The following is a 24,091-nucleotide window of genomic DNA, read 5'->3' on the forward strand; positions in this document are numbered from 1 at the left end:
CAATGGGTATTTTTTCAAGTTATTTTCAGAAGCTTAAAAAGCTTACGGCCTATGAACAAACCGAGCAGCTTTTCGGCTTTGCAGCATATCAAGATGGTTACTACCTAATCGAAGGTGGTGGCATGGCAGTGGTCTTCTGCTGTCAACCAACGCCCGGATGTAATGAAGAATTAAAAAATACCTATGATGCCATTTTTAACAAAGAGTACCCTGCTGACACTTGTATACAAACACAGTTAGTCGCGATACCGGATATTAGTTATTTCAGTCAATGTTATGAAACTACACGCGGCAATCGCATGATGGGTAATGACAATGAATTAACGACTTCAATGGCTGAAGAGCTAATTAATGATTTAGAAGGCAAAGTATTCAAAGATATGCACAATGGGTCGCGCCTGCGTGATTTCGAATATTGGTTTACGATTAGAATCCCAACTGCAGAACTCATTCCAACTGACAAAGAACTCAAACGATTTAGAGAGATAATACTGGATATACAAGAATCTCTAACGGGTGTTAATCATCATCCTAGAATGCTTGAGCCTGCCGCATTACTATGGCGTTTACAAAGTTTGTTTAACTCATCTAAAGATGCTATTTGGCGTGATATGAATGCCAAACCGAATGCCTCTTTGTCATTCAATGAACAAATTATCGAGAAAGGAAACACGCTTCATTTTACCCCAAATGGGGTGGTTACCGGTAAACCCAAATCGTTGGATGCTGCGGGAGATTTGGAATTTGAAGCAGATAATCAAACACACATAAAAATTCTATCTCTTGAGTCAATGCCATCAGAAATTGCTTATGGTCAAATGTACGACATGATAGGCGATTGGCGAAACGGCACGTTTGCGCATGGCGATCCATTTATGATATCAACCTTAATGCACTACCCTGAGCAGAGTAAGGCTAAAAGTGATTTATCATCTGGTCGAAAATGGTTACTCGGACAGGCGAAAGGCAAGGTTTTAGAATATTTCCAAGGTCTTGCGCAGCAAAAGCAAGATTATGATCAAATGTGGAAGGAAGTCGATGAAAACGGTGCACAGATAGTTAACTCAGGTACCCATATCATTGTTTTTTCATCTACTGAACTTGGTAGTGATCGCAGTATCGCCAAGATGAAGCGCTATTTTGATAGTAAGAGAATTACATTCGCCAGAGAATCGGTATTAACCGGTCCACTTTTACTGCAAAACATACCATGCATGATGGACAGTGGTTACGCCAATTTTAGTCGCCACTCGATCTATTCATCCGAGGCAATGGTATTTCTAACACCACATATGTCTAGCTGGAAAGGTAACACAAACTTGCCCATTGTTCCTTTGGTGACTCGCTCAGGACAAGTGTTCTTTTGGGATTTATTTAAAACTGATGGTGGTTTTAACTTCTTACTATCCGCAGCAACCGGTTCAGGTAAATCAGTGTTGATGAACTACATCATTAACTGCTATTTGAACAGTGGAGTGAAAACAGGCGGTTCACTAAAACGTAAATCACACGAAAAAAATTATGAAATAGAAGAATACAATGATGGTGCTCAAGTATTTCTATTCGACTCAGGACGTTCATATCAGAATTTAGCTGAAATGTTCGAAGACAGTCAGTTTATTTGTTTTGATGAAACCTTTAAATATTCCCTCAATCCATTTTCAACGGTAACAAATTGGTCAGGTGAAGATGCGCAAGGTCCACAGATTGCCACAATGCTAAAGGCAATGGCCGCACCTAAAGATGGACTGACAGAGGTTCAGCGTGCAGAAATGATGACGTTGTTAACGGATATGTGGAATGAATTAGGCCAGAAGTCAACAATCACTGAGTTCGTTAATCGTTGTAACGCCCATGAAGAATCATACATGCGCGACTTGGGTAAGCAATTAAAGATCTTTGCAGAAGGTGGTGTTTATGGTCATTTCTTTACCGATACAAAGCCTTCTGTTGATTATAATGGTCGATTGATTGTTATCGAAACAGAAGATTTAGAGACTGATTTACATTTACAGTTAGTGGTTATCTTAGGAATGATCACGCAAATTCAGCAAAAGATTTTCCAAGGTGGCACATCCAGAAAAAGCTTATTCTTGCTCGAAGAGGCTTGGCAATGGCTTACAGCATCGACTGAAGGTGACAAGGCAGCTCTTGTAGGTTTTGTTGGTGAGTTTCTACAATCCGCTTTCCGTAAATTTCGTAAAACACGTTCAAGCGGTGGAGTTATTACGCAATCACTTCTCGACTGCACACTTAACCCTGTGGGCAAGTCCATCTTAGCCAACACGGATTGGAAAATCTTCTTGGGTCAAGATCCATCCACTGTTGATACCATCAAAAATACTAAGGCATTCACAGCCTCAGATCATCAATTCGAACAAATGAAATCGGTCAAAACTGTCAAAGGCAGTTATTCAGAGATGATGATATTTTTGCGTGGTATGTCTGAAATATGTCGTTTAGAACTGGAACCTGAAACACTGATGATTTTCTCTACTGATCCAGACGACCGAGAGTTGATGAAAAAGTATCGTGGCTTAGGGCATGGAGTCAAGGAAGCTGCGAGGTTGTCAGTCTTAGAGAAAAGAGGATTGTAGGATTAATTAATCGTTCAAAATCCAAACAAAACACAGAGCGTCACTATTTTTTGTGGTAAAGGGATCAATATTTTGTGGTAATGGGTAACATAATTTTGGTGTCACGCTTAATCTCTATCAAAATGCAACGGCATATAATTGGTTAATAAACATGTTTTTCAATGACATAGATAAAAGTCTATCTGTTTAATAATCATTTGGGGAATGAATGCCTATTGCTGGTAATAAATGCTAATCAACCAGAAGGGATCATAAATTTGTGGTAAATGACGTACACTCGCATTTAGACTTGTAAAATATAGATCCAAGTAACTGTAAATTATAGTTATTTTATAAATTTATATTTTTAGAGAAAGTTTTGAACGTACAGAATGGGTACGATATAAAAAGATAAGAATGAAAACGCTACGTGACGAACACATGATAGCGACAATAGACATTTATATATTACTAATCAATTATTTACACTTGATTATGCATAGAGCTAAATCAGAAAAAAAATAGGCTATCAATAGGGTTTACCACAAATAAATGTAACCTTTTACCACAAAATACCGATCCCGATTACCACAAAATTATGTAACCTTTTGCCACAAAATGCTGTTACGTCTAACTTGAATATTTTAGAAAGCTGCAAGTTCATGTAATTTAAGTGATTTATTTAGTTTATTAAAAATTGGTTTGCATGCTTCATATTAACTTTATTTTTAATATGCTCGAAACAGGTACAGATTTACCACAAAATCAAGTAACCTTTGACCACAAAATACTGATCCCTTTACCACAAAATAATGTTACCTCTTACCACAGAATTATGTAACTCATTACCACATAATGATGTCATGCTCTGCCACAAAATGCTGTAACGCTAATAATGAATAAAATAGGATATTTAAAAACCACAATTGAAAAAAACATTAAACTCATAACATGCTGAATAAATTGGGTTATTTCAAATATATGAGTTTATAAGGGTTGTGAATGAAAATTTTAAGTTTCGATTTACCACAATTTAGTGTAACTTTTTACCACAATATACTGTTACCGTTTACCACAATATGCTGTTACCGTTTGCCACAATATGCTGTAACGTTGCAGGTAATTTTCAATAACATAGATACAATAGGCTTTATATGTCAGAAGATTCATTCAATGAAGAAATAGATAAGTACCTGGATGAGCTGGACCAGTATAAAACCAATACTATGTTAAGTGACAGTAATCAAAGTAAAGCTACGTTGGTTGAATTCCCGCTAAACTCTACGTTGCCCAAACAATACAAAAAGTCTCATCTAGCCATTTTTTCAATTCATGATCAATCACCACATGAAATTAATCTATTCACGATAATGGCTTCTAAGATGCAGGCAGAGCATTGGGATAATGGGAAGACGCCAAAGTATGAATTCCAAGCATCAGAGCTATCAACATGGTTAGACATTGAATCGAGGTATATTGGTAGCACGTTGAAAGGCCCGGCAGAAAGACTAGCATCGAGACATGTTGGTTTTGCAAATCCGGAAGATGATGGAGATTTTTCTTTTGTACCCCTTTTTTCAAAGTTGGAGTACAAAAAGAGAGTGCTTACAATGATCCCTAACCCTGAACTGAAGAATTTTATGCTCGATTATTCAGGTGGTTATGGATTAATTAATACTTTTTCGTCGCTCAAGTTGACGGGTAAATATTCAAAGCGGATATACGATTTTCTATCAAGATTTAAATCAAATGGTACAATTTTAAGGCCGATGAAACTTGATACATTACGCCGTTACTTCTCAGTCATTGATAGAGGTGGCAATTACACAGCTGGCAATACATCCCTACAGAAGCCTGCAGTATTTATCTCTCGATGTATAGAACCTGCAATAAAAGAAATTGCAAACACTTTTGAGAATGAAATATTTTTCTTTAAGGGTGAGGCAGGCCACCTTGGATATACGCCAATCAAAGAAGGCAATAAATGTGTTGGTATTAAGTTCCATTACCAATGGATCGAAAACAAAGCAAAAATGGATGATGCAACGGCTAGGAAGACCATTTCTGAACTAGAACAACAAAGATTAGTTAAAAATATACCTCTCACCATTCCCCAACTTGAATTGCTGTCGCAAGCCTACTTAAAATTAGGGCAAAGGGATACAGCTATTGAATTGATGAAAGCTGTACAAGACAAAATTCTTGCCGAAGATGATAAGGAAAGAAAAATCGAGACCATTGATGAGAATCAAAGCTTACTGGAAAAAATTGCTAAGTTAAAAGAAATAAATCCTGCTAGTAAATACTAATGACTTTGCAAGTAAGTATAGTAGATCAACTTATTTGCCACAAAAAATAGATCTTTTAACCACAAATTAATGATCCCTTAAAGTTTAACTTCTTAAGTTTACAGACAATTTATGTGTATAACTTTAGAAATAAATGCTCAAACAACAGAAAATAGATCGGTAAACAACAAGAAATAGATCTACTACCACAAAAAAACGATCTTTTATAAGGTAAAATATATTAAATAGTTCATTTATTAGCCTTTTTTACCTCTGTGGATAATTTGCCACAAAAAAACGATCTTCTAGCACAATAAATAGATCTCTAAAGACAACTAAATGATCTATAACAACAATAAATTGTCACTCATTGCTAGTTATTCTGATCGAAGATAACAGATTTTGTTACTTTCAATGAGGCAACTAATGCTGCTAAGTAATTAATATGTTTGATAAAATCAAACTTACCCACAGCTAGGCATAGATCTTATAGTCTTTATATCTTTTATAGATATATATAGATCTTATAGAGAATCTATTTTGGTCTTTCATAAAAAAGGGGCTAATGCAGGTTTGGAGAAGACGACACACCTTTAGCATAAACTAATTTCCAGGCTCTATTAATCATTGGAGTATCGAACGATGTAATTTCTCTATTCAGTAATTCGAATAGAGATGCTTTACTAACCTCGTCAATAATTGCTGAGCGATAACCGTTCAATGCTGATTGTTTATCTAATTTAGCAAGCGTTAGATTAGAAAATGATTGTTGCATGATGATACTGATAATTCTCGCCAAATCATAAGTTTTGTTTTCATTACGAATGAAACGATTAATTTGTTTATTTACTCCGCTATCTGATACGTGCTTCATCAATATTCGGCAATTCCTCCCTGTGCTAAAGCACAGGGAGGAATTGCCGCCTCCATAAATTGTTTTAAGGTTGTGGTTCGAGCAGAAAGGCGAACCGTTTGGTTTTTAATATTTGCACTGGCATGGACTTTATCGCCGGTAATCGTTTCTAAAGCAAAGTAGCCTGTGCTTCTTTTACCTTTGATAAATCCTATTCCTTGTGATGTTTTTATAAAATCGTGTTTCTTGAATCCAAAGAGCTTACCAACTGGGATACGCTTTTCTGAGCGTTTACCTTTAGTGAGTTGATAATCACCTTTTGACACATGGCGTTTGTGCAATACCATATCGTTTAAGCTGACCAATTCGCCATCTTCTAAGCAAATCGCTACCGCATCATAGTAATGCGTTTTTGGTAGCGCTAAGACTTGCTCACGCTTGAATTTTGTCTCATAGCCATGCGTAGCTTCAAAATCCCAACGCTTTGATAATTGGCTTTTGATAATGCCAATTTCAGTTGCGTGCTTGGTCTTGCTTTTGCCTGTTTTTAGTTCGAACTTACCTGCGTGTAAGTCGTTATGACATTTCTCACATAACGTAATTAAGTTACTCGGTGTATCTGTTCCACCTTGGGAGCGAAAGACAATGTGATGCACATGTAATTTATCGCTGTGCTTGCCTTTACGTTTGCTTTGACACTGATGGCTATCACGACTTAATACAAAGGCTTTTACGTTGTAGTAATCCTTTTGTACGCCTTGCTGATACTTAACTCCTGTTACATCAGGGTTCGTTATTTTATGAATATCAAAACTGGCAATTTCCACTTTCCAAGTTGTGACAGGCAAAATGGCTTCTACCTGACGCTTCTCTCGTAAATGTGAATCTACTTTACTTTTTATAGATGGCGCTAATCGCCCAACTTTACGCATTGATGATCGGTTTAGCCATCTGGCAGGACGATAACGTGTTTTTCGGTTTCGTCTTGTTCTGCGGTACATGGCTCGCTGTTGCATTTTCTTGCTTACATCGTTGCGTAACTGCACTTCGCTTTGGTAAATGACCTTACCGTTAGCGGTTACAGCACAACCAATGATTTTTGAGCCAGTATCCATGCCTGCAATAACAGGTTGCGTGTACTCATCTGTTTCCATTAAGAGCTTAATGGTAAACGGAGTGCGTGTTTTTACCTTTGCTTTACCTTGCTTGATCAGTAATCTTGCGATAACTGGTTGGCAAGGCATTAGCGGTTTATTGTGTTGATTAATAACATAAACGTGCATACGTTAAATACTCCTGTAAACAGGGTGATGCGAGTGATTAACATTGGAGCTATTAATCATTTCGACTTCCTCTCGACCAGATAATGACAGGTTTAACGTAATACGCACTGTGCATAACCCAATAGCACTGTTTAACGCATTACCGTAGAGGTTAGCACTGAGACGGCATGCTAACGTACCTAATTTCTGTCTTATCGTTTCTAACAACTTGCTTATCTCCTGTTAGGGTCTGGTCAACAAGGGCTATTACAAGCCCGTTCCTTTAGGGGCGGGTAGTTGACTGAATAACATCTCTATAATTAATTGTAAGTTTGATAATGTAAGACTAAACGTAATTTTATAATCAGCAACTAGCTATAAACTGTCTGTAATGATGAAGTTGTTATTATTAATAATTTCATCCATCGTAAGCTGCCCATTAAGCCCCATACGGCGATAACACTGACCTCTTTGAGCCATGGTATGATAAAGTGCTTGTTTTCCCTTACAGAGCTGAACAGCGCCGAACCTGAGAAAATACTGAAAGGCATAACTAGGATTATATGTGTCTTTTTTATCACGCAGGTAATTTGGGTATTCAGTGTTCACAATAAATTCGGCAGCATCTTCATCAACAGTGAGCTTATCATCTTCTAAAATTGATGTGACACGCCTTGGCCCTTGCTTGGTATTAATTATGCGTCCAACAATTTCATCAGGCATTTCTTCTGCATCAAAATAAACTAGATCGGTAAATGGGTCACTAAGGCCATCAAGCAAGGAACCATCAGCCCAAGTATCAACTGATAGATATTTGGTTTTAGGGATTGGAGTTCTGGCGACATAATCCATATCATCAACCTCTGCTAGTAAGTCAAGTTTACCTTCATTAATGACCTCATGATAAATTTCGAGTGCTCTAAATGGGTTAGCGTTAAATCCGTGAAATGCCCACATAAAGTCAATATGAACTAATCGTTGTTCATTGATGATCTTAAACTGAGGAAAAATCATGCGTCGATTAAAGGCGTTATCTTCCAATTTGCCATTTTCAAAATTTTTTCTATGTTCATGGGCTCGTTTTTCTTCTGCAACATCAGCTGATACACAGGCTCTAAGTAGCTTTTCTAGGAATGCAGGACTGTACACATCTGGTTGTATTTTTATTTTCCCCTCGCCTTTTTCATTAAGATATATAGTGCGTCCTACTGGATGCCTAATTGACCAGTCGTAACGAGTTTTAGCAAGCAGTTGTTGGATACGATGAAGCGGTTTTAGGTAAGCATATTTATCGTTTGAATTAATAAGATTAGATGCTGATTTATCGTCTCCACCAGATACTTGGCATGACCAGCATCCGAACCTTGATCCACAACTTTTGGATTTTAATGCATTTTTTCCAGAAAATACGCACTCACCTGTTGCATCTTTATAGATGTTTGCAGTGTCAGTCGAATCTCTGCGATAGTTAGGTAATGGATATTTTGCATCATCGTCACCACATGACAATAGGAATTCCCAAACATTACCCGAGCTCCAATGCTTGATAGGATATAATTCTGACTCTGTTTTTGATACTGAGTTAGGAGTAATAGCGTCTCCAGAATATTTAGCAATATTGCTTGCTCTAATAGCACCCTCATCATCACGCGAGCCTAACAGTAATAATGTTTTATCAGCCCACTTTTTATCGATGCCCTTCAAGTACGCTTTTTTGGCTTTTTGAGCTGGTTTAACTTTTAGATCAATAGAACATTGTCTTGAAGAACCGGCAAAAGTTGGCAGTCCCCTTCCGGTTAAAATCCTACCTGTAAAAGATTGAGTTAGTTCAGGTTTAGCGATTAATATACTTAAAGGTAATTGATGCTTTTCAATAAAAATTTCCAAATCTTCAAGGCAATCCATCGCATGTTGATGTACGGTAGGCGATTCAACAAGCGTGTCAGTGTGCTGCAGACAATGATGAGGTGATATGTCATGCCCTTCTCTTTTTGCGCGCATAAGTGCCATCAAAAACAGCATCAATACCGTAGAACTATCTTTACCCGATGACCAACCAATAAACACTGTATATTGATCAACAATGGCGTCATAAATTGCTTGTGTAGCAGTAAGAATTAACTGACTTAACGAGTTTGTTTGACCATCTTCAATGTAGTTTAAATCTTCATTGGTTTTTAACGTTTCCCATACCTGGTGCCATTTGTCGTTAATCACAATATGCACAACGTTGCTTATTGATTTTTTGGGAAAGGGTACATTCGGTTCTTCGGCTGTATAGCTTAACCAATCTAATGCTAGTTGTTCCATTTTGTAGCCTTTGCTTTGCGGTGATAACGTAATTATTCGTCAGTTAACAAAACAGGCAACTGCATAGAAAGATAAGGCCAACACTATATGTTGTGTTGGCCTCAGCTGGAATATCTACTAGATATAGTATTAGTGTGAATTGGCACAATGCTCGTTGAAAAGCTTTTCGTATAAGGATGGAAGAGGTTTGGCTTCAATTTTAAGATACTCATAACCAGAACCTTCGAGCGCTCGCTTGCGCTTAAAGCCAAAACGATTGGCCAAAATAGACTCGCAAGCACTACGCAGAGATTTACTTGCAATCTCATAATTATCTCGATTGCCCAACTCATAAGTACGACGTGTCGATTTTGGTCCCAGTCTTTGACCTATTGCGAGTTTGTCAGCGTGAAAATAGATAAAAGCGGAATAATTAAATTCACCGTTGCGCTTGATAAATGGATTCATATACAACTCCATTTGGCCTGCACTGTAAGCAGGCCATCAACTGTTGAATGTTCGTGGCTGTTAATGTGATTTCGCAACTTTTACTTTTTGCCTAAGCCTTTGAGTACGGCATCAAGAGTAAACTTGTAAAGATTTCCATCGCTTTTTAGTCTAGCTAACATAGGCATTTTACGTGCGCGACTGTTATAGCCACACAATATAAATACCTTATTATTTGAGGTAAATTCTTTATCAATATCAGATGCTTCAAGACCTAGCAATCTGGCATGGGACAAAAAGCTTTCTCTATCTCTATCTACTACCTTATCCCCGACAACTTCAGACATTTCTAACTTATAAGTGGCGTTAAATTCTGAGTAAGAACAGCTCCCCAACTTCACATGAAATTCTGGATTTTCATTGTTAAATTGAGCAAGTAACACATTCAATTTATTACGAGCAGTTTCGAGTTTGGCTTTAGTTAGCATGGTGCTTCTCCTTGTTGTAATATCTTCAACAAGGTTGCCTCAAGCTCACTAACCGGCAACTCACACGGAACATATTAGTGAAAAGGATTTATTCAGTGGTTAATAAACAGATCTCACAAGCTCAACTGCTATTCCCAAAATCGCAATATCCGATTTTAAGCACTTACATTGACCTTTTTGTTAAATATATAACTCAACACGATATTGGTGTTTTAGAGTCTGACCTTGAAATTATTTCTATTGCGTTGGGAAATACGACACATCAGATTTTCAAGGTTGTTAATTTAAAAGAAAGCGTTCCAGATAAGCTTGAAAGTTTAATTTGTAGTGGCCTTAAACTCAAAGTAGAAACAAAAAAAAGGCTTACAACAAGCCAAACTGAGTTATCAAAAGAAGCCAATAAAGATGTTGTCGATGTTGTTATTTCTCATTACCAATCCAAACTTGATGAAATTGAAGCACTAAAACGGCAGGAGATTATTAAACGAAAAACTAAAGCTTTATCTGAAGCTAGAGCAAAAGCTGAAATGTTACAGAATCAACTTATAGAAGAAGCAGAAGCATTCAAAGCAAACCGTGTTGATTTTGACGATTTTGAACTTTATGGCATCAAAAAAAACTCTCGTGTAGATAAGCTTTTGGACCAACTGCGTAAGAAGGCAATTACTCCTGAAGAGCTTAAATGGTTAGATAGTGTTGGTTTTTCAAGAGAACTTGTTGTACAAAAATATCACCTTCAACTTGCACATGTTCACTATCAAAACTGGAAACAAAAAAGCTTACCTTGGGAGCTGGTTAATGCGAGTGCTGCATATAGAAAAGCTGAAGTGCTGCCTAAAATAAAAAAAGCGCTAGATGAATCATATCCGTTCAATATTCCTAAGAATGAAAAGAAATTAAAATCAGCTTTATTAACTACTTATGGTGGCGTTTGTAGAGACTTAAAGGACTATGTGAATTCAATTAAACTTGGATTAGAAGCACATAAAGTGACTCCGTTAAATTTCAGGCCATGTACTTTGCTAGGCGCTGTTTACCTTTCAATGGGGGAGTTTGACTTAGGCCATGAGTGGTATGACAGAGCAAAAGAACGTGGATTTAGCCAAGACGCTTACGATAATGATATTAAATCTGTTTATTTTAGGGCAAGCGATGAAATGAAAAATAGGTTAAAACAAAACCTCGTAGCTACTGGTCACAAATATATCTGGTTATAAACTATATATCAAAGCGTGTGGCTGTAAATTCCAAGTGTCTGAAAATCAGAAAAAATTGTTGAAAAAATAAACATGTTGATTTGTTTACAATAATGACACTTATGCACAGAAATTGTGGATTGTTTTCTAAGGGAATACAGGCTTTAATTGTGGTTATTTAACAAAAGATATTCAGATGGTGAAAAATCGATGATACAAACTAGCCAATTTATATTTAGGTCTACTAAAAACGATTGCTTGATGTCTGTTTCAAATAGCTTGAAGTATGATTTGTGTTTGCTTTTGGAACACGATAACGGTTGTGTTAATTACACAGTAGATGAAGTAATAACATTCAAGGATGATACAAATTTGCAGTTTGATTTTATGGTCAAGCGTAAAAATGGCGTAAAGCAGTTAATTATAGTGGTGCCATTCAGCGTGCTTTCAACACAACAATTTATTGAATTTTTTTTGGGTCTGCATGCAGAAGCATCGATTTGTGGTTATAAATTTGTAGTGATGACAGAGAAAAGTATCAGAAAATAATACGTTAGCATTATTAGGTTTGATCAGTCATTCATTGTTAGAGGATTCATTTCAGGTAATAGCGATACACAGTTAAGTTTTGTATTAATAAAGAGTGTAAAAGTATCAACCTCAGTTCGATTACATTGAGGGCAATAATAGATCGAGGGGAAAGTTAACTTTATAAATCTATCTTTTGGCAATTTGTCTTTAAATTCTGAACGAACAAAGGTTAAAGGTATATTTGATAAACACGTATCACAATGAATGTATGTGTGTGATGGATCAAATCCAGAACTTTCAATGAAATCAGCGAGACTTCTTAATTGAAAAAACTTGTACAGCACACCTTTATCTTTATTAGCCATTCACTTTACCTTGTGCTAATTCAAGCATGAAAATTTTAGTTAGGTAAGTTAAATCGATTTTGGTTGCGTTGTATGAGTCTTCTACCTCACCATCTAGGTTTACAGTAACAAAAATTACTCTATTTAAACCACTTGGCGCAATATAGCTGATACTCAGTGATAATCCTTTAAAAGACTGTAAAGTCTCCAAAGTCATTTTTGCTGAATCACATTCAATACGCTGATTGAAGTTTCTTATAGTGAGCATATTTCTTACCACTCCAAACTAATTTTTTTAATTGTGCCACATAGAAAACAGACCTAAAACTCTAAACATTGATACATAGCATAAAACGAAATTAATAATTAAAAATAAAATAAAAACAAGAGTTTATGCTGTTAAGGGTATTAACTGTTTTTTTACGAATATTCGTGTAAATATCATTGAGCAAAACAATATTAACGCTCGTACAACAAAGTTATGCGGCGGTGATCATAACCGCAACAAAATGATGCCGGATTTATAGTTACAAATTTAAGTAGATTAAATACTAATTTAATCTCATGCTGTTGATTTTATAGTACAAAAGTATTAAATTACCACTTATTAGGTATTACTTTAAGCTACCTTTTTGTGTAATAAAAAGTAGTTGTACATCACATTATTGATTGTTGGGAAAAGAGGATTAGGCTTAAAAAGCGAATAATCTTGCTCGTTCCAAGCTAAATTAGCATTATCTTCTACATCCCAAACTGCATTTCTTAATGTTCTAGCATGACGCTCAAGTATTGATACCTTATCTTGTTCATTGGCATATCGAGCGCGTTTTATTCGTTGCTTGTTTACAACGAACTCTTCATCAATATATTCAAAAATAGTTCGACCATTTAATGCTTGTCTTTGAATTTCTGCATTGGATTTAGATGCAAGCGTTTGGTGTTGCTGCTGTTGTTGCAGCCTAATGTGGGCAGCTAAATCAAACTTATTTGCAAATGCTATAGCTTCTTTGATGGAATCAAAAGTACGTGTATAGCACTGCCGGTTTGGTAGTGAATAATTAACATCAATATACTCAACTCCGTATTTAACGAACGGCTCAATGGTTGCTGAGTTAACACATTGAACGTGTTTATGTCGTATTACGTATTCATCATATTTAGACAATGATACCTCCTAGTTTAGTGGGAAGAGGAATTGCTTGCACTCTCCATTTTTTGAGTTAATGTTGTTGTTCGAGCTGTGACTCGAATAGTGTTCTTTTTAACGTTAGCACTAGCATGAACTTTCTCGCCAGTGATTGTCTCAAGCGCAAAATACCCTGTGCTTCGCTTACCTTTTACAAACCCACTACCTTGCGGTGTTGAGATAAAGTCATGTTTTTTAAGACCAAACAGTTTGCCTACGGGTATGCGCTTTTCAGATCTTGCACCTTTGGTCTGTTGATAATCGCCTTTAGCTACATGGCGTTTAAAGTAGACGCTTGATGCTGGCTCAACTAACTCTCCGTCTTCCAAGCAGATTGCAACAGCATCGTAATAATGCTCTTTCGGAAGCCTCAAGACCTGCTCACGCTTAAATTTCGTTTCGTAGCCAAAGGTTTCCGCGAATTGCCATTCTTTCTTTAATCTAGACTTAATTACTCCAATCTCCGTGGCATGTTTAGTGCGGGATTTTTTCGCTTTTAATTCGAATTTGTTGGCATGTAAATCAGCATGACAAGTTTCACATAACGTGGTTAAGTTTGTTGGTGTATCAGTGCCACCGTTAGAACGAAACTGAATGTGGTGAACATGCAATTTGTTGCTATGTTTACCTTTGCGCCCAGATTGACACTTGTACCCATCTCGATGTAGCACATAGGCTTTTACATTATAAAAGCCTTTCTGTACGCCATTCTGATACCCCGCACCAGAAACGTCAGGTTTCGTGAGCTTATGAATATCAAAACTTGCCGTTTCCACCTTCCACTCATTGATTGGTAAGATTGATTCTACAAAATTACGCTCACGTAAATGTGAATCTAACTTTGATTTTAAGCTAGGCGCTAGACGCCCAGTGGCTCGCATTGAAGCTCTATTAGACCAACGAGCAGGGCGATAGCGACATTTACGTCCACGCCGATTACGACGATACATAGCTCGCTGTTCCATCTTCTTGGATACGTCTTGTCTTAATGCAACTTGGCTTTGATAAATTACTTGACCAAGACCAATAACGGCACACCCGATAGCTTTGCTACCAGTGTCCATGCCAGCAACAAGGGGTTGCTTGTAGCCTGAACTACCACCAACAAGTTTGATGGTAAAGGGGGTTCTTTTGATAACCTTTGCATCACCACGCCTGAGTAAAACTCTCGCTTTTTGTGGTTTACATGGCATTAATGGCTTACCATTTTTGTTCAGTACAAACACGAACATAGCGTGTTTCTCCTTCGAGTTATGCGTATCTATATGCTTGAGGCACATATAGAATCCGACTTCCTCTCGATCAGATATAAAGGCTTTAGATGAGGTTGACTGCCCATAACGCTTTAGGGCTGTTTACAGTGCCTCGACAGAGCAACGGACTGAGGTGGCATCCGAGGGTGTCTATATCCAAAATATCGTTTAACTCACATATAATCCTCAGTGAGTGATCTGGTCAACTTGGCTTTTACAAGCCCGCTCCTTTAGGGGCGGCGTAATTGACAATTCACAACTGAACGTGTTAGTTGATGAGTCAGACAAAGGATCACGAATTTAACTCTTATTTCAAAGCTGTGCTCAAGCTCTGGCTTAATCGCTTGAAGTTGTGATAACACCATAATTAAGACTCCATTGGGGTTGTTTGATAACCATAAATAGCCCATTGGTTAGGATCTATTTTTAAGGGTTGCACCGTTCCAAGCAATACATCAATAAAGCTACCATGATGCGAAATTTTGCCATAGCGTAATAGTTGCCATATTAACTGAGTGGCTTGTGCTGAAACCGCCCTATTGACACCGAAATCTTGTTTTTCGAGTGCTTGTTGTGTGCTGCAAGATGGTTCATCTTCTGCTGATTCATCAATATTTTTCAACATTGAGCCGTATAAATCGTAAATATTAGGTAGTTTAAGTTGACCGTTTTTGGCTGAAAAGGCGTGGCCTAACACTAATTGGCCGTCATTGCGGCCATTACCGACGTCTATCCACAATAAATTTGATTTAGTATTCTTCACCGCTTCAAAGGCTTCACCAAGATCAACTCTGAACTTAGCCTTATCAACCGCTGTGATCAGGAAGTCGAAATTTGCTAAAGATGCAACGTTTTTGGGATTAAAATACTCTTTGCGACATTGCCATTGTGTTTGACCAAACATATTAAACCGATTGGTTAACACTTCGGCTTTGAAGTTACCCACATCACCAAGGTAGAACCCCTGTCTGCCTACGTTAAAGAGGCTGACTTTATCACCGTCATAAATGGTGAGATTAAGGTAAACGACACCATTGGATAAGCTGCGTAATAGTGAGTCCATTTGAAATAGCTCTGTTGCGATTTGTGAACCGCTGCCGCCAGCGCCTATTAATGCAATGTTTATTGGTTTGTTTAGCAATGATTCAGGTAGATAGAAGTCCATGTATTTAGTCCTATTTGTTTAACTATGAACATCATAAAATCAAACTAAAAACCCGCTACTGTATATCTAATCAAGAAAACATATCGTTATTGTCAAAGCAACACATTGAATCATCCATACTGAATGTATCATCCATACTGAATGTATCATCACTCATTCCAATCGGTGTCCCAAAGACATCAATGCAGCTGTCTATCATGGGCATTCCTGTTGTCGGATTAATTTCCGTTCCAATTGCAGCAGGAGCACAATCATCAGATATGAGTTCTGTATTGTCGCTAGACAAAATTGCCAGTGAACTAAATGTTAATTCAGATTGAGTTGTGTGAATTGAACGTACAGAACCGTCATTTAATTTGTTGTTACCACTTTGATTAGACCTAAATGCACCTAGCAGACCACCGAAGAACACCAGCAACCAAAGCAATGCTATGAGTTTAAAAAAAATCATAAAAATCCTGTTCAATTTAGTGAAGCTAATACTAATAAGGTAGCATCACTGCTACATCAGGCAACTTACCCGATGTAGGAGTAACAAATTGAACGTAAAGCAGGTGTTTAATGATTTATTTGAAAATAGGTGACTTCTGCATTGTTAGTGTTTGAAAAATTTAAAACGTGTTTAATGTATTTATCGCCAATTATACTAATGGTTAATGAGTCACAACCCAGATCACGTTTCTTTTTTCCGTAGAAGTTAAAACCATTTTTGCTACTTGTAATGGATTGCCATTTTGCTTTAGTGAATTTAGCCTTGATTTTCTCAAGTTGCTCAGGTGTCAGAGTAACGTCATTCCCCTGAACTGATTTTGCGTATTTGTTGATTTCGATGCGGCTAGAAAATGAGGTTAGTTGAGTTAGTTTCATTTTTTATCTCCTTGTGTGTAGTTCTCAATTTCACAACAAGAATGAAATGGCGCAACTGGAGAAGTCTTAACCTGGAATTGATTGTGTTGCACTGACAACCGCATTGGTTGTCAGTGCGTATGGTATTACGCTATTAGAGCGTAAAAATCTTGCTCACTTATTACTGATACCCCTTTTGCTTGTGCCGCGTTGATTTTTGTGGCTCCTACATTGAGTCCCGCGACTAAATAAGTCGTGTCCTTTCTGACAGACGATTGCACATCAGCGCCATTGGTTTCGGCTAGGGATTTCATTGAGTCTCGATTAGAAGTCATTTTGCCTGTAAACACTAATTTCAAACCGACTAAAGCACCAGTTTTAGGAGTAACTGATTTGGTATTCTTAATGTTGAGTTGATTAATTAAAAACTGAATTAAATTAGCTTTATGACCAAGATTTTTTTCGATGATAAGTGCCGTTGTATCACCAAAATTTTCAAGGGCTGTTATATCTGCAACAGAAAGTGTTGTGACTTCAGCGAGGGGTTTTACGGCTAACAATCGTTTGCTAGAGCCTCTACCAAGCGATTTAATCCCTAATGAAGCCAAGACTTTGAAATCATCAACTGGGGTTTCTCTGATTCGATTTAGCTCAGTAATGAGATTAGCTGCTTGCCCTGCCCCTAAACCACAATGTTCAAACATAGATTGTGTAGCTTGATAAATGGAAATAATCGAGTCCAATCCACCGAGCACTAATTTTTGAACAGTTTTACGTCCAAAGAGATCAGCACCAATTAATTCAAAGTGGTAGCAAATACTTGATACTTTACGTTCTGTGCATTCATCATTAACACAAAGAATGAAGTCGTTAGCCCATTGGACAGGCGAATGACAACAAGGGCAATGAGTAGGAATATCTACAACGCCTTTTTGAATACACTTCTCGATTTTGGGGATCACAAATCCACTTCTAACCAACTCAATAACAGCACCTTTGCCGAGTGATAATGCTTTGACATTACCAGCGTGATGGGCGGTTACTCTGCTTATCACTGCGCCAGATAGCAGTTGCGGTTCGACTTCAATAACGGGGGTGATCTTATTACGGCCAACTGCCCATTCTATTCCTAACACATTGAATAATGCTGTTTCGCCTTGTTGCTTGAAGGCTAATTGCCAATTGTGATGACGATCATTGGAACCCATTGCATCTTTAACAATTGGGTTAATCACTTCGATTACTGTACCGTCACAATTATAAGCACAATCCTGACTTGCTAACGTGGCAAGTTGTATCATGTTTGATTCAATTTGATTGGCCTTCACGGTCAGACCAAACATATCCTTGAATAATACTAAATGAATAGCACCATCGGCCAAAGCTCTTAGTCCGTCCTCATTGATGTTGTCTGCATTAACGATACCCGCTACAAAATTACGACTGTGTTTATATTTTGTCGATAAATTGGCATCAAAATAGTTTTGTTCAATAACAATTTCGCCTACGCCTGAGCCATTGCCGATCACTTTTAAACCAAGTTCAAGTAACCGCCCTACTTCAAAGCCTTGATGTCCATCCCCACGGGTTACAACGGTTTGATGTTCGGCATCGTATTTAGCAGCCAATCCATCCAGTTTTGCAGTAATTCGATAAGTGAGTTCAGGTTGTTTAAGGGCAATAGCCGCTTGCTGACAACGGTTTGTGAAGTCGGCTAACTCGCTATCGAGATATGCTTTATTAGTTGATAACATCGGGTGAACATGGGTTACACGCCCTTTTGTACCCATTTGAGGCTCTGGCTGAACTTTTGTTACCAATGGATGTTGAGGTACACGTTTAGCTAAAGCTGGCAAATATATAAAATCAAATGCAGCATCAGAAATAAGTGGTGTACCTTTGCGGTATTGCTCGTTTAAGTATGTCATTAGTTCGGACAATTGATTGTCAGTCAAATTCGCAATTTTTGTTTTAAGAAGTTTTTTCATTTATGGCTATCTCCTGTTGGTTAACTCGATCAATATCTCACGTTTTTACGGGTCGGCAACTGGTCTAAATGATGGTGAAATTATTAGGAATTGCGGGGCGCAGATTTATTGCCTTATGCGAGTATTGTTGTTTTTAAACAATGACTTACTGTTTTGTTGATGTGTAGGAATTTTTTGAGGGATTTCAGAGTAAAAAAGCCCCGCTTAACTTAATAAGCGAGGCTCAAATATCAGTGTGTTAGCTTAATAATGAAGAAACTGTTTTACCTGTTTCAGCCAGCTCAGAGATGAGAATTTTGTCACCTGATTTAGATTTTTTCTTTGTGTATTTAGTAAACTCAGCCGTACTTTTTTGCTTTCGTAAAATGCCTGAATGATTTGCATGTGTGAATACCGAATTAAAAAATTCGCTTTCAACTTCGCTGATTGTGTCAAAACCGATATTTTTAGGTAATGTCATAGTTCCTGTGCAAAGTTTTCCTGTGCTATAAATATTCATAAAGGGTGCATGGTATAGTGGTTCAGACTCATTAGGGCGCTTGTTGTATCTAATTGCATATATTTCGAGTCCACTACTGAGACTGAACTTAAAAAGCAAAGGTGGCAAATTTAGAGTGATTTGCTCTTTGTATAGAAACATGGTCTTACGTTGTCGTGGTCTGTGCCAGATGATTGAATTGAAATTTTTAGCCAATATACATTGGTCTATAATCCCTGTTTTAAATGTGACTTCGGCATTTTTATTAACCTGAGAGTGGCCAAAAGTAGAGGCTTCACTATTTATCATTTCGATAACTTGTGCAGCGTTAATCACTTCACCACCAGATAGTTGATTATTCTTAATAGCGTGTCGAGTCATCGTAACTCTACTTTGGTTTGAATTAGTGTAAACCACCACAGCAAAGCTAGGATTTACATTATAATCAACGGTCTTAAACCCGTCTTGGAGTAGAGATTCAACTTCTGATTGGTCGATGTTTTGTGGGATCATGTTTATGGCCTGTTTTTAAGTGATACCATTATCATTACATCAATTTTCAAAGGCGCTACTGCTATAGCACAGCTTGGATCAGGCTTTTCATATACAGCGTTTCAAAATAATTCTGTAAAAATGAAAGTCCCAATTCAGATGCTTCAAGTTTCAATACGGGTTCTTCGCCTGTTTGATAAGTTCGTTCAAAAATTGATTCAGCCATTGAATATTCTTGTTGAGAATTGAATGAATACAGTGCGTGAAAACACATTGAAGTATCGCCAATATTATCAGTGGCGTGATGCAATGATTCTGTTGGCAACTCCTTGGCCATTTTATAAAGGTGAGCGATATTCGCATCTGTCTGTCCAGCTATCTCCAATACCGAAAAGCATTTAATGATGGCATCATCATTTGTTGAGTTATTAATTTTTCTTTCAAGGTCTGCTGCGGCTACATGCAATACAATTGGCTGTATTCCAATATCATCAATAGTGTCTGTTAGACTTTCAATGTTCAGTGCTTTAGTCATTTCTTCTACATCAAGTTCAAAATACTCATTGTGTTGCTGCCAATATTGATAAATTTTCTCAGCTACATCATCATTACCATCAAGCATTTCCTCCAATAGCCATTCATATTCATCATTAACTGCCGCAGGGGCTTCAAGTTGATGACGCATGGTGAAATTGATCAGTGAAAACATTGCATCATACATTCGGTTATCAAACTGATATTTGCTTAAATCGAACTCAGTTAAAAATAATTCAGTAGGTGTAATCGTTATATTCAATTCGTCAGTGTTGTAAGTGGCATATTGATTTATGCCGATTGAAATTTGCAAAAATGAGAGGTTTCTTTGAGCAATAGAAACAAAATCACTTTTCAAACCCTCTGGCATGTTGGTCAAGTAGCGTGATTCAATCTGTTCTCGCATAGAGTTAATGTGTGCTGAATATCCTTGCCAAAAATCGTTTCTGATAACGTCAGCAAGTAGGTTCATACCAGCGTGAGATTGCGTATCAATGTTCAGTACAGCTTGAATACGCTCGTCTGAAATAAAGCCTTTGGCTTTTCCTAATTTGAGCATATCGCCTATCGAATTTACGCTGTTAGCAAAAGCGGTGAAATGCTTTTTAACAACAGGTAAGTCGTTGAAATTGTTTTTAACGCTAGGAACTGTGGCGTTGTTTAATTTCAGATACCAAGGCATTTTTAAAGCGGTTGGGGCATAATTCATATCGACATACCTGTTGTGATTTACTTTAATCATGTTGGCATATCGTGATAGACGGGCAACTGTAAAAAAAAGCCACTATCAATTGATAGTGGCTATGAAGTTAACCCAGTGGGGGCATTTCGTGGGGTAATACGCAGGTATAATCTTTTTTTATTTTTCTTATTGATAATACTTTTGTTGTGTTAGTTCGTTCTTCTGTAGCGATGTTAATTTGATTTTCTACTTTTTCAGTGGCTATTTTTTGGTTTAACTCGTTTACCCATTTATCAAGTTCATCCATGATTTATCCCTTTGTCTTAACGGGAATAAGTTGAAATTCATACTCGATAGCGGAGGCATCATCATTTAAGCGACCATCACTTTCATAGATGCGGGTGTGCCTCAGCATCGGGTATTGCTGGATCAAAATGCGCTGAACTTCATCTAAACTTGCATCGGGAGCAGGATCAGCGATTAATGCAACACCAATTTTAAATTTTCTCGGTAACGTATTGATTGATAGCATGGCTGTATCTCCTAAAGTGATTCTAGTTCATCAAAAGCTACGTTTTCTTCAACAACCATTTCTGGTTGTGCTGGTTGTGCTGGTTGTGCGGAGCAATGAGTTATTTCCGTAGAAAAATTAAATATCTCATTGGTCAACATCATATCTAAGTCAGAAAGAGTGCCTGAAGCCACAATAGGGCGCTTTAATAGTTCAGCTACCTCACCAGTGGCCGTTTTGCTCACTTGAGAGGTGATGACTACTCTTGCAGTATTACCCGCTAAAAATTCAATCGAAAAATTAAGACGTTCCACACCGCCAATGTTTTTAAGTTCAGCTAATTGATTAAACATATTTGTATTCCCTGTTGTTAAGTTAAACCTACATTAACCCGACTTTTAACTTTGGCAACTGCCTAACATTACGCTAAAAATAGAGTATGAATTGCGGGGCGCAGATTGAGTTGATTTTTTATGTTTTAGCTCATTAAAACAATTGTTTACTGGAATTTTTTTGTGTATGAATTTTGGCGAGTTTTTTATTAAAAACCCGCCAGTTTTATTACTTGATAAGGGCTATATATTCTTTAGGTGCAAAACCAGACCAATCGAAATCAAATTTCAAAATGGTATCAATTAATGTGGCTTTACCTTTGCCTGTCAGCTTGGCAAACTCGCCAGATTTTGCAGCATCAAAAGCGGCTTCAAATCCCGATTCGACACAAAGCACTTTGATACCGTCAATTGTGTACTGGGATAAAATCTCTTTGGTGGGCATCCATTTCTTAATAGCTGCATCCAACGAGTTTTCGCAATCAGGTAACAATGAGATCATCATATCGGTGAAATTAAGGCTGTCGTCACTTTGTTTGGTTGAGAGATGCAGCGTGACATTCGCAATTTCAGCCATTAATGTGGCTTCATCCAATGCTATTGCCGATTTAAGCACTTGAGAAAAATGTGCTGTTGATGATAGCTCGGAGACTAGCGGTTTATAACCCGATGCAATTCCACGTAAAGCAGCATAAGTCATTGCAGACTGAAAATGTGGGTTAGGCATGAGTAATTCTGCGCCAACATTGCGTAACACACGTTTGTTTGTCTCGACTACCTTGCTAGACACACTGCAATTAACTGCCTTTTTGGTTTTCGCCACTTTTGGCTTAACAGTTGAGGTAGAATTGATTGTGTCTGCGTGTGTATGACTATCATCAAGGGGAATAGCGTCCGATCCTACTTCTTCAATATGTGGTGTTTCTGGCTCTGGCTCAGATAATGCCTTAACGCAATTGTTATAGCAGATGGCATCAATACATTGATTTGTATAGGTCGTACCGAGGCTGCGGCCAAGACGGTCATCAATCAAAGCAACTCGTTTTTCACAAGTCATGCAACCAGAATTAAATTGTTCTTCACCAACACTTGCACTGTCTACAGTGTTTCTATCTTCTTGTGCAACTTGCTGAATAAGCAGCACAGTGCCGTATTGATCTGCTAGTTCATCTTTTCTCACTTCAAGCCATTCGTTTGTTTTTTCTTTAAAGCAAGTCAATTTTGAACATGCTGCCTTATGGTCATCCAGTCCAAATAATCCAGATTGTGCGGCACTGTTATGAGGACAGGTATTGCATTCTGAGGTATCAAATTTTGCAAGAGAAAGTAACTGTTGACCTTTGCTGGCTCGTTCTCTTAAATATGCAACCGTCCATTTTTCAGCTATGACTTTGGCTAACGTACCTTGCTGTAATTTTTCGCTAAAAGGCGCTAGTAACAGGGCATGACCTACAGTGATAGCACCCGAACCCACAGCTTCAAGTACCTGACTTGTACAGCGTAGAATTTCAATGCGCTCATTCACTTTTCGCATAGGCCAAACTAAACGGTCTGCAATAGCTTGACGATCACCATTATAAAAAGCTGATAGCTGTTGAACCGCTTTACATTCATCAATGATAGAGAGGTCATCACGACAAAGGTTTTCTTCTATTTGATGCTCTAATGCCTCTGCATCACTGAGTATTTTTACAAAAGCGGGAATACTGTCTAAACCCAACTCAGTTGATGCTTCAAGACGACCATAACCCGCAATAACTTCAAATTTATCATCAGATGGGCGAACCAAAATAGGTTGAATTACACCACGAGTTTTAATGCTGTTGAGTAATTCTTGGTATTTTTCAGAATTGCGCTTGTTGCGACAATTTCCAAAGGGTAGGGGAAGGATTGATGATAAAGGGATCATCATATTTGTTTGTGTTAATTCTACTGAAGTCATTGCGTTCATAATGCTCACCTTTTTTTGAATGTGTGTTGCTGTTAAGTGATTACCAATTTATCCCACACCTCAAATCGGGCAACTGCCCAAACTAAAGGCTTTCAAGCTGCTTAACGGCAAAGGCTTTGCCATTTTTCAGGTACAACATTGAGCAACTTTTTATAGGCTGGTTATCCGCTATTCTGTAAAAGCAATCACGTTCAAATGGTTTATACGTAATAGATTCCAATGTGTTGTCGCAACAATGGGCATCTAAAGATTTAATCGCACCAATTGAAAATGCGTGGACGTTACGTGTTTTCTCACATTATATTCACGTAAAGCACGATCTCTTGATGCTTGGCTGATTTTAAAAGTGACGTTAGTAAGCGTTAAGCATTCGGCATGAGCGACAACCTTACCCGCAAA

General features: G+C 37.7%; 22 protein-coding genes. 4 read left to right on the forward strand and 18 right to left on the reverse strand.

Annotated features, from left to right (window positions below; genetic code table 11):
* Positions 1-2: 2 nt before the first annotated feature.
* Positions 3-2,597 carry a TraC family protein gene (locus HBH39_RS18440; RefSeq protein ID WP_167680282.1) on the forward strand — a complete coding sequence of 865 codons (2,595 nt, stop codon included), beginning with the start codon at positions 3-5 and terminating at the stop codon, positions 2,595-2,597.
* 1,133 nt (positions 2,598-3,730) lie between these two features.
* The gene (locus HBH39_RS18445) at positions 3,731-4,885 is read left to right on the forward strand and encodes a replication initiation protein (protein WP_167680283.1); all 1,155 of its coding nucleotides are present in this window, start codon (positions 3,731-3,733) and stop codon (positions 4,883-4,885) included.
* A 541-nt stretch (positions 4,886-5,426) separates the two neighbouring features.
* On the opposite strand, the gene HBH39_RS18450 is transcribed toward HBH39_RS18445, so the two are convergent.
* The 5 genes from HBH39_RS18450 to HBH39_RS18470 form a co-directional block, all read right to left on the reverse strand.
* Positions 5,427-5,738, reverse strand: a complete 312-nt coding sequence (locus HBH39_RS18450; protein ID WP_167680284.1) for a hypothetical protein — start codon at positions 5,736-5,738, stop codon at positions 5,427-5,429.
* Positions 5,738-7,000, reverse strand: a complete 1,263-nt coding sequence (gene iscB, locus HBH39_RS18455; protein WP_167680285.1) for an RNA-guided endonuclease IscB — start codon at positions 6,998-7,000, stop codon at positions 5,738-5,740. Before iscB (HBH39_RS18455) ends, HBH39_RS18450 begins: the two co-directional genes overlap by 1 nt.
* Before the next feature lie 354 nt (positions 7,001-7,354).
* A complete protein-coding gene (locus HBH39_RS18460) occupies positions 7,355-9,289 on the reverse strand; it encodes a phosphoadenosine phosphosulfate reductase family protein (protein ID WP_167680286.1) in 1,935 nt (644 codons plus the stop codon).
* Between the two features lie 129 nt (positions 9,290-9,418).
* Complete coding sequence (locus tag HBH39_RS18465) at positions 9,419-9,736, reverse strand: hypothetical protein (RefSeq protein WP_167680287.1); 318 nt, start codon at positions 9,734-9,736, stop codon at positions 9,419-9,421.
* Between the two features lie 80 nt (positions 9,737-9,816).
* Complete coding sequence (locus HBH39_RS18470) at positions 9,817-10,203, reverse strand: hypothetical protein (RefSeq protein ID WP_167680288.1); 387 nt, start codon at positions 10,201-10,203, stop codon at positions 9,817-9,819.
* A 95-nt stretch (positions 10,204-10,298) separates the two neighbouring features.
* Between HBH39_RS18470 and HBH39_RS18475 the strand changes: the two genes are divergently transcribed.
* Positions 10,299-11,420 (forward strand): hypothetical protein, encoded by a 1,122-nt coding sequence (locus tag HBH39_RS18475; RefSeq protein WP_167680289.1) that lies wholly within the window; start codon positions 10,299-10,301, stop codon positions 11,418-11,420.
* Positions 11,421-11,660: 240 nt separating this feature from the next.
* Positions 11,661-11,948, forward strand: coding sequence for a hypothetical protein (locus tag HBH39_RS18480; protein WP_167680290.1), 288 nt, complete (start codon positions 11,661-11,663; stop codon positions 11,946-11,948).
* Positions 11,949-12,287: 339 nt separating this feature from the next.
* On the opposite strand, the gene HBH39_RS18485 is transcribed toward HBH39_RS18480, so the two are convergent.
* From HBH39_RS18485 to HBH39_RS18545, 13 genes are all read right to left on the reverse strand, one after another.
* Positions 12,288-12,542, reverse strand: a complete 255-nt coding sequence (locus tag HBH39_RS18485; RefSeq protein WP_167680291.1) for a hypothetical protein — start codon at positions 12,540-12,542, stop codon at positions 12,288-12,290.
* Between the two features lie 351 nt (positions 12,543-12,893).
* Entirely contained in the window at positions 12,894-13,439 is a 546-nt protein-coding gene (locus HBH39_RS18490) for a hypothetical protein (protein WP_167680292.1), read from the reverse strand.
* A 14-nt stretch (positions 13,440-13,453) separates the two neighbouring features.
* Positions 13,454-14,692 (reverse strand): RNA-guided endonuclease IscB, encoded by a 1,239-nt coding sequence (gene iscB, locus HBH39_RS18495; RefSeq protein WP_167680293.1) that lies wholly within the window; start codon positions 14,690-14,692, stop codon positions 13,454-13,456.
* Positions 14,693-15,080: 388 nt separating this feature from the next.
* Complete coding sequence (locus HBH39_RS18500) at positions 15,081-15,878, reverse strand: PRTRC system ThiF family protein (RefSeq protein WP_167680294.1); 798 nt, start codon at positions 15,876-15,878, stop codon at positions 15,081-15,083.
* 70 nt (positions 15,879-15,948) lie between these two features.
* Positions 15,949-16,329: a hypothetical protein gene (locus HBH39_RS18505; RefSeq protein ID WP_167680295.1), complete on the reverse strand. Its 381-nt coding sequence runs from the start codon at positions 16,327-16,329 to the stop codon at positions 15,949-15,951.
* Between the two features lie 107 nt (positions 16,330-16,436).
* The gene (locus HBH39_RS18510; RefSeq protein WP_167680296.1) at positions 16,437-16,745 is read right to left on the reverse strand and encodes a hypothetical protein; all 309 of its coding nucleotides are present in this window, start codon (positions 16,743-16,745) and stop codon (positions 16,437-16,439) included.
* 125 nt (positions 16,746-16,870) lie between these two features.
* Positions 16,871-18,712 (reverse strand): BRCT domain-containing protein, encoded by a 1,842-nt coding sequence (locus HBH39_RS18515; protein ID WP_167680297.1) that lies wholly within the window; start codon positions 18,710-18,712, stop codon positions 16,871-16,873.
* Positions 18,713-18,950: 238 nt separating this feature from the next.
* On the reverse strand, positions 18,951-19,703 hold the full coding sequence (locus tag HBH39_RS18520; RefSeq protein ID WP_167680298.1) for a hypothetical protein: 753 nt from the start codon (positions 19,701-19,703) through the stop codon (positions 18,951-18,953).
* Between the two features lie 61 nt (positions 19,704-19,764).
* Entirely contained in the window at positions 19,765-20,925 is a 1,161-nt protein-coding gene (locus HBH39_RS18525; RefSeq protein ID WP_167680299.1) for a hypothetical protein, read from the reverse strand.
* A 100-nt stretch (positions 20,926-21,025) separates the two neighbouring features.
* Positions 21,026-21,205 (reverse strand): hypothetical protein, encoded by a 180-nt coding sequence (locus HBH39_RS18530; RefSeq protein ID WP_167680300.1) that lies wholly within the window; start codon positions 21,203-21,205, stop codon positions 21,026-21,028.
* A gap of 3 nt (positions 21,206-21,208) precedes the next feature.
* Positions 21,209-21,430, reverse strand: coding sequence for a PRTRC system protein C (locus tag HBH39_RS18535; RefSeq protein WP_167680301.1), 222 nt, complete (start codon positions 21,428-21,430; stop codon positions 21,209-21,211).
* 11 nt (positions 21,431-21,441) lie between these two features.
* Positions 21,442-21,762: a hypothetical protein gene (locus HBH39_RS18540; RefSeq protein WP_167680302.1), complete on the reverse strand. Its 321-nt coding sequence runs from the start codon at positions 21,760-21,762 to the stop codon at positions 21,442-21,444.
* 208 nt (positions 21,763-21,970) lie between these two features.
* Complete coding sequence (locus HBH39_RS18545; protein ID WP_167680303.1) at positions 21,971-23,692, reverse strand: PRTRC system ParB family protein; 1,722 nt, start codon at positions 23,690-23,692, stop codon at positions 21,971-21,973.
* Positions 23,693-24,091 lie beyond the last annotated feature (399 nt).

Origin of the sequence: Shewanella aestuarii, assembly GCF_011765625.1 — a bacterium.
Taxonomy (GTDB): Bacteria; Pseudomonadota; Gammaproteobacteria; order Enterobacterales; family Shewanellaceae; genus Shewanella; species Shewanella aestuarii_A.

Excerpts from the sequence above, each read along its gene's own strand:
- HBH39_RS18525 (WP_167680299.1), bottom strand. The coding sequence starts at position 20,925 with ATGAATTATGCCCCAACCGCTTTAAAAATGCCTTGGTATCTGAAATTA.
- HBH39_RS18505 (WP_167680295.1), bottom strand. The coding sequence starts at position 16,329 with ATGATTTTTTTTAAACTCATAGCATTGCTTTGGTTGCTGGTGTTCTTC.
- HBH39_RS18540 (WP_167680302.1), bottom strand. The coding sequence starts at position 21,762 with ATGTTTAATCAATTAGCTGAACTTAAAAACATTGGCGGTGTGGAACGT.
- HBH39_RS18440 (WP_167680282.1), top strand. The coding sequence starts at position 3 with ATGGGTATTTTTTCAAGTTATTTTCAGAAGCTTAAAAAGCTTACGGCC.
- HBH39_RS18480 (WP_167680290.1), top strand. The coding sequence starts at position 11,661 with ATGTCTGTTTCAAATAGCTTGAAGTATGATTTGTGTTTGCTTTTGGAA.
- HBH39_RS18445 (WP_167680283.1), top strand. The coding sequence starts at position 3,731 with ATGTCAGAAGATTCATTCAATGAAGAAATAGATAAGTACCTGGATGAG.
- HBH39_RS18530 (WP_167680300.1), bottom strand. The coding sequence starts at position 21,205 with ATGGATGAACTTGATAAATGGGTAAACGAGTTAAACCAAAAAATAGCC.
- HBH39_RS18520 (WP_167680298.1), bottom strand. The coding sequence starts at position 19,703 with ATGATCCCACAAAACATCGACCAATCAGAAGTTGAATCTCTACTCCAA.
- HBH39_RS18465 (WP_167680287.1), bottom strand. The coding sequence starts at position 9,736 with ATGAATCCATTTATCAAGCGCAACGGTGAATTTAATTATTCCGCTTTT.
- HBH39_RS18470 (WP_167680288.1), bottom strand. The coding sequence starts at position 10,203 with ATGCTAACTAAAGCCAAACTCGAAACTGCTCGTAATAAATTGAATGTG.
- iscB (WP_167680285.1), bottom strand. The coding sequence starts at position 7,000 with ATGCACGTTTATGTTATTAATCAACACAATAAACCGCTAATGCCTTGC.
- HBH39_RS18510 (WP_167680296.1), bottom strand. The coding sequence starts at position 16,745 with ATGAAACTAACTCAACTAACCTCATTTTCTAGCCGCATCGAAATCAAC.
- HBH39_RS18500 (WP_167680294.1), bottom strand. The coding sequence starts at position 15,878 with ATGGACTTCTATCTACCTGAATCATTGCTAAACAAACCAATAAACATT.
- HBH39_RS18450 (WP_167680284.1), bottom strand. The coding sequence starts at position 5,738 with ATGAAGCACGTATCAGATAGCGGAGTAAATAAACAAATTAATCGTTTC.
- HBH39_RS18545 (WP_167680303.1), bottom strand. The coding sequence starts at position 23,692 with ATGAACGCAATGACTTCAGTAGAATTAACACAAACAAATATGATGATC.
- HBH39_RS18460 (WP_167680286.1), bottom strand. The coding sequence starts at position 9,289 with ATGGAACAACTAGCATTAGATTGGTTAAGCTATACAGCCGAAGAACCG.
- HBH39_RS18485 (WP_167680291.1), bottom strand. The coding sequence starts at position 12,542 with ATGCTCACTATAAGAAACTTCAATCAGCGTATTGAATGTGATTCAGCA.
- HBH39_RS18535 (WP_167680301.1), bottom strand. The coding sequence starts at position 21,430 with ATGCTATCAATCAATACGTTACCGAGAAAATTTAAAATTGGTGTTGCA.
- iscB (WP_167680293.1), bottom strand. The coding sequence starts at position 14,692 with ATGTTCGTGTTTGTACTGAACAAAAATGGTAAGCCATTAATGCCATGT.
- HBH39_RS18515 (WP_167680297.1), bottom strand. The coding sequence starts at position 18,712 with ATGAAAAAACTTCTTAAAACAAAAATTGCGAATTTGACTGACAATCAA.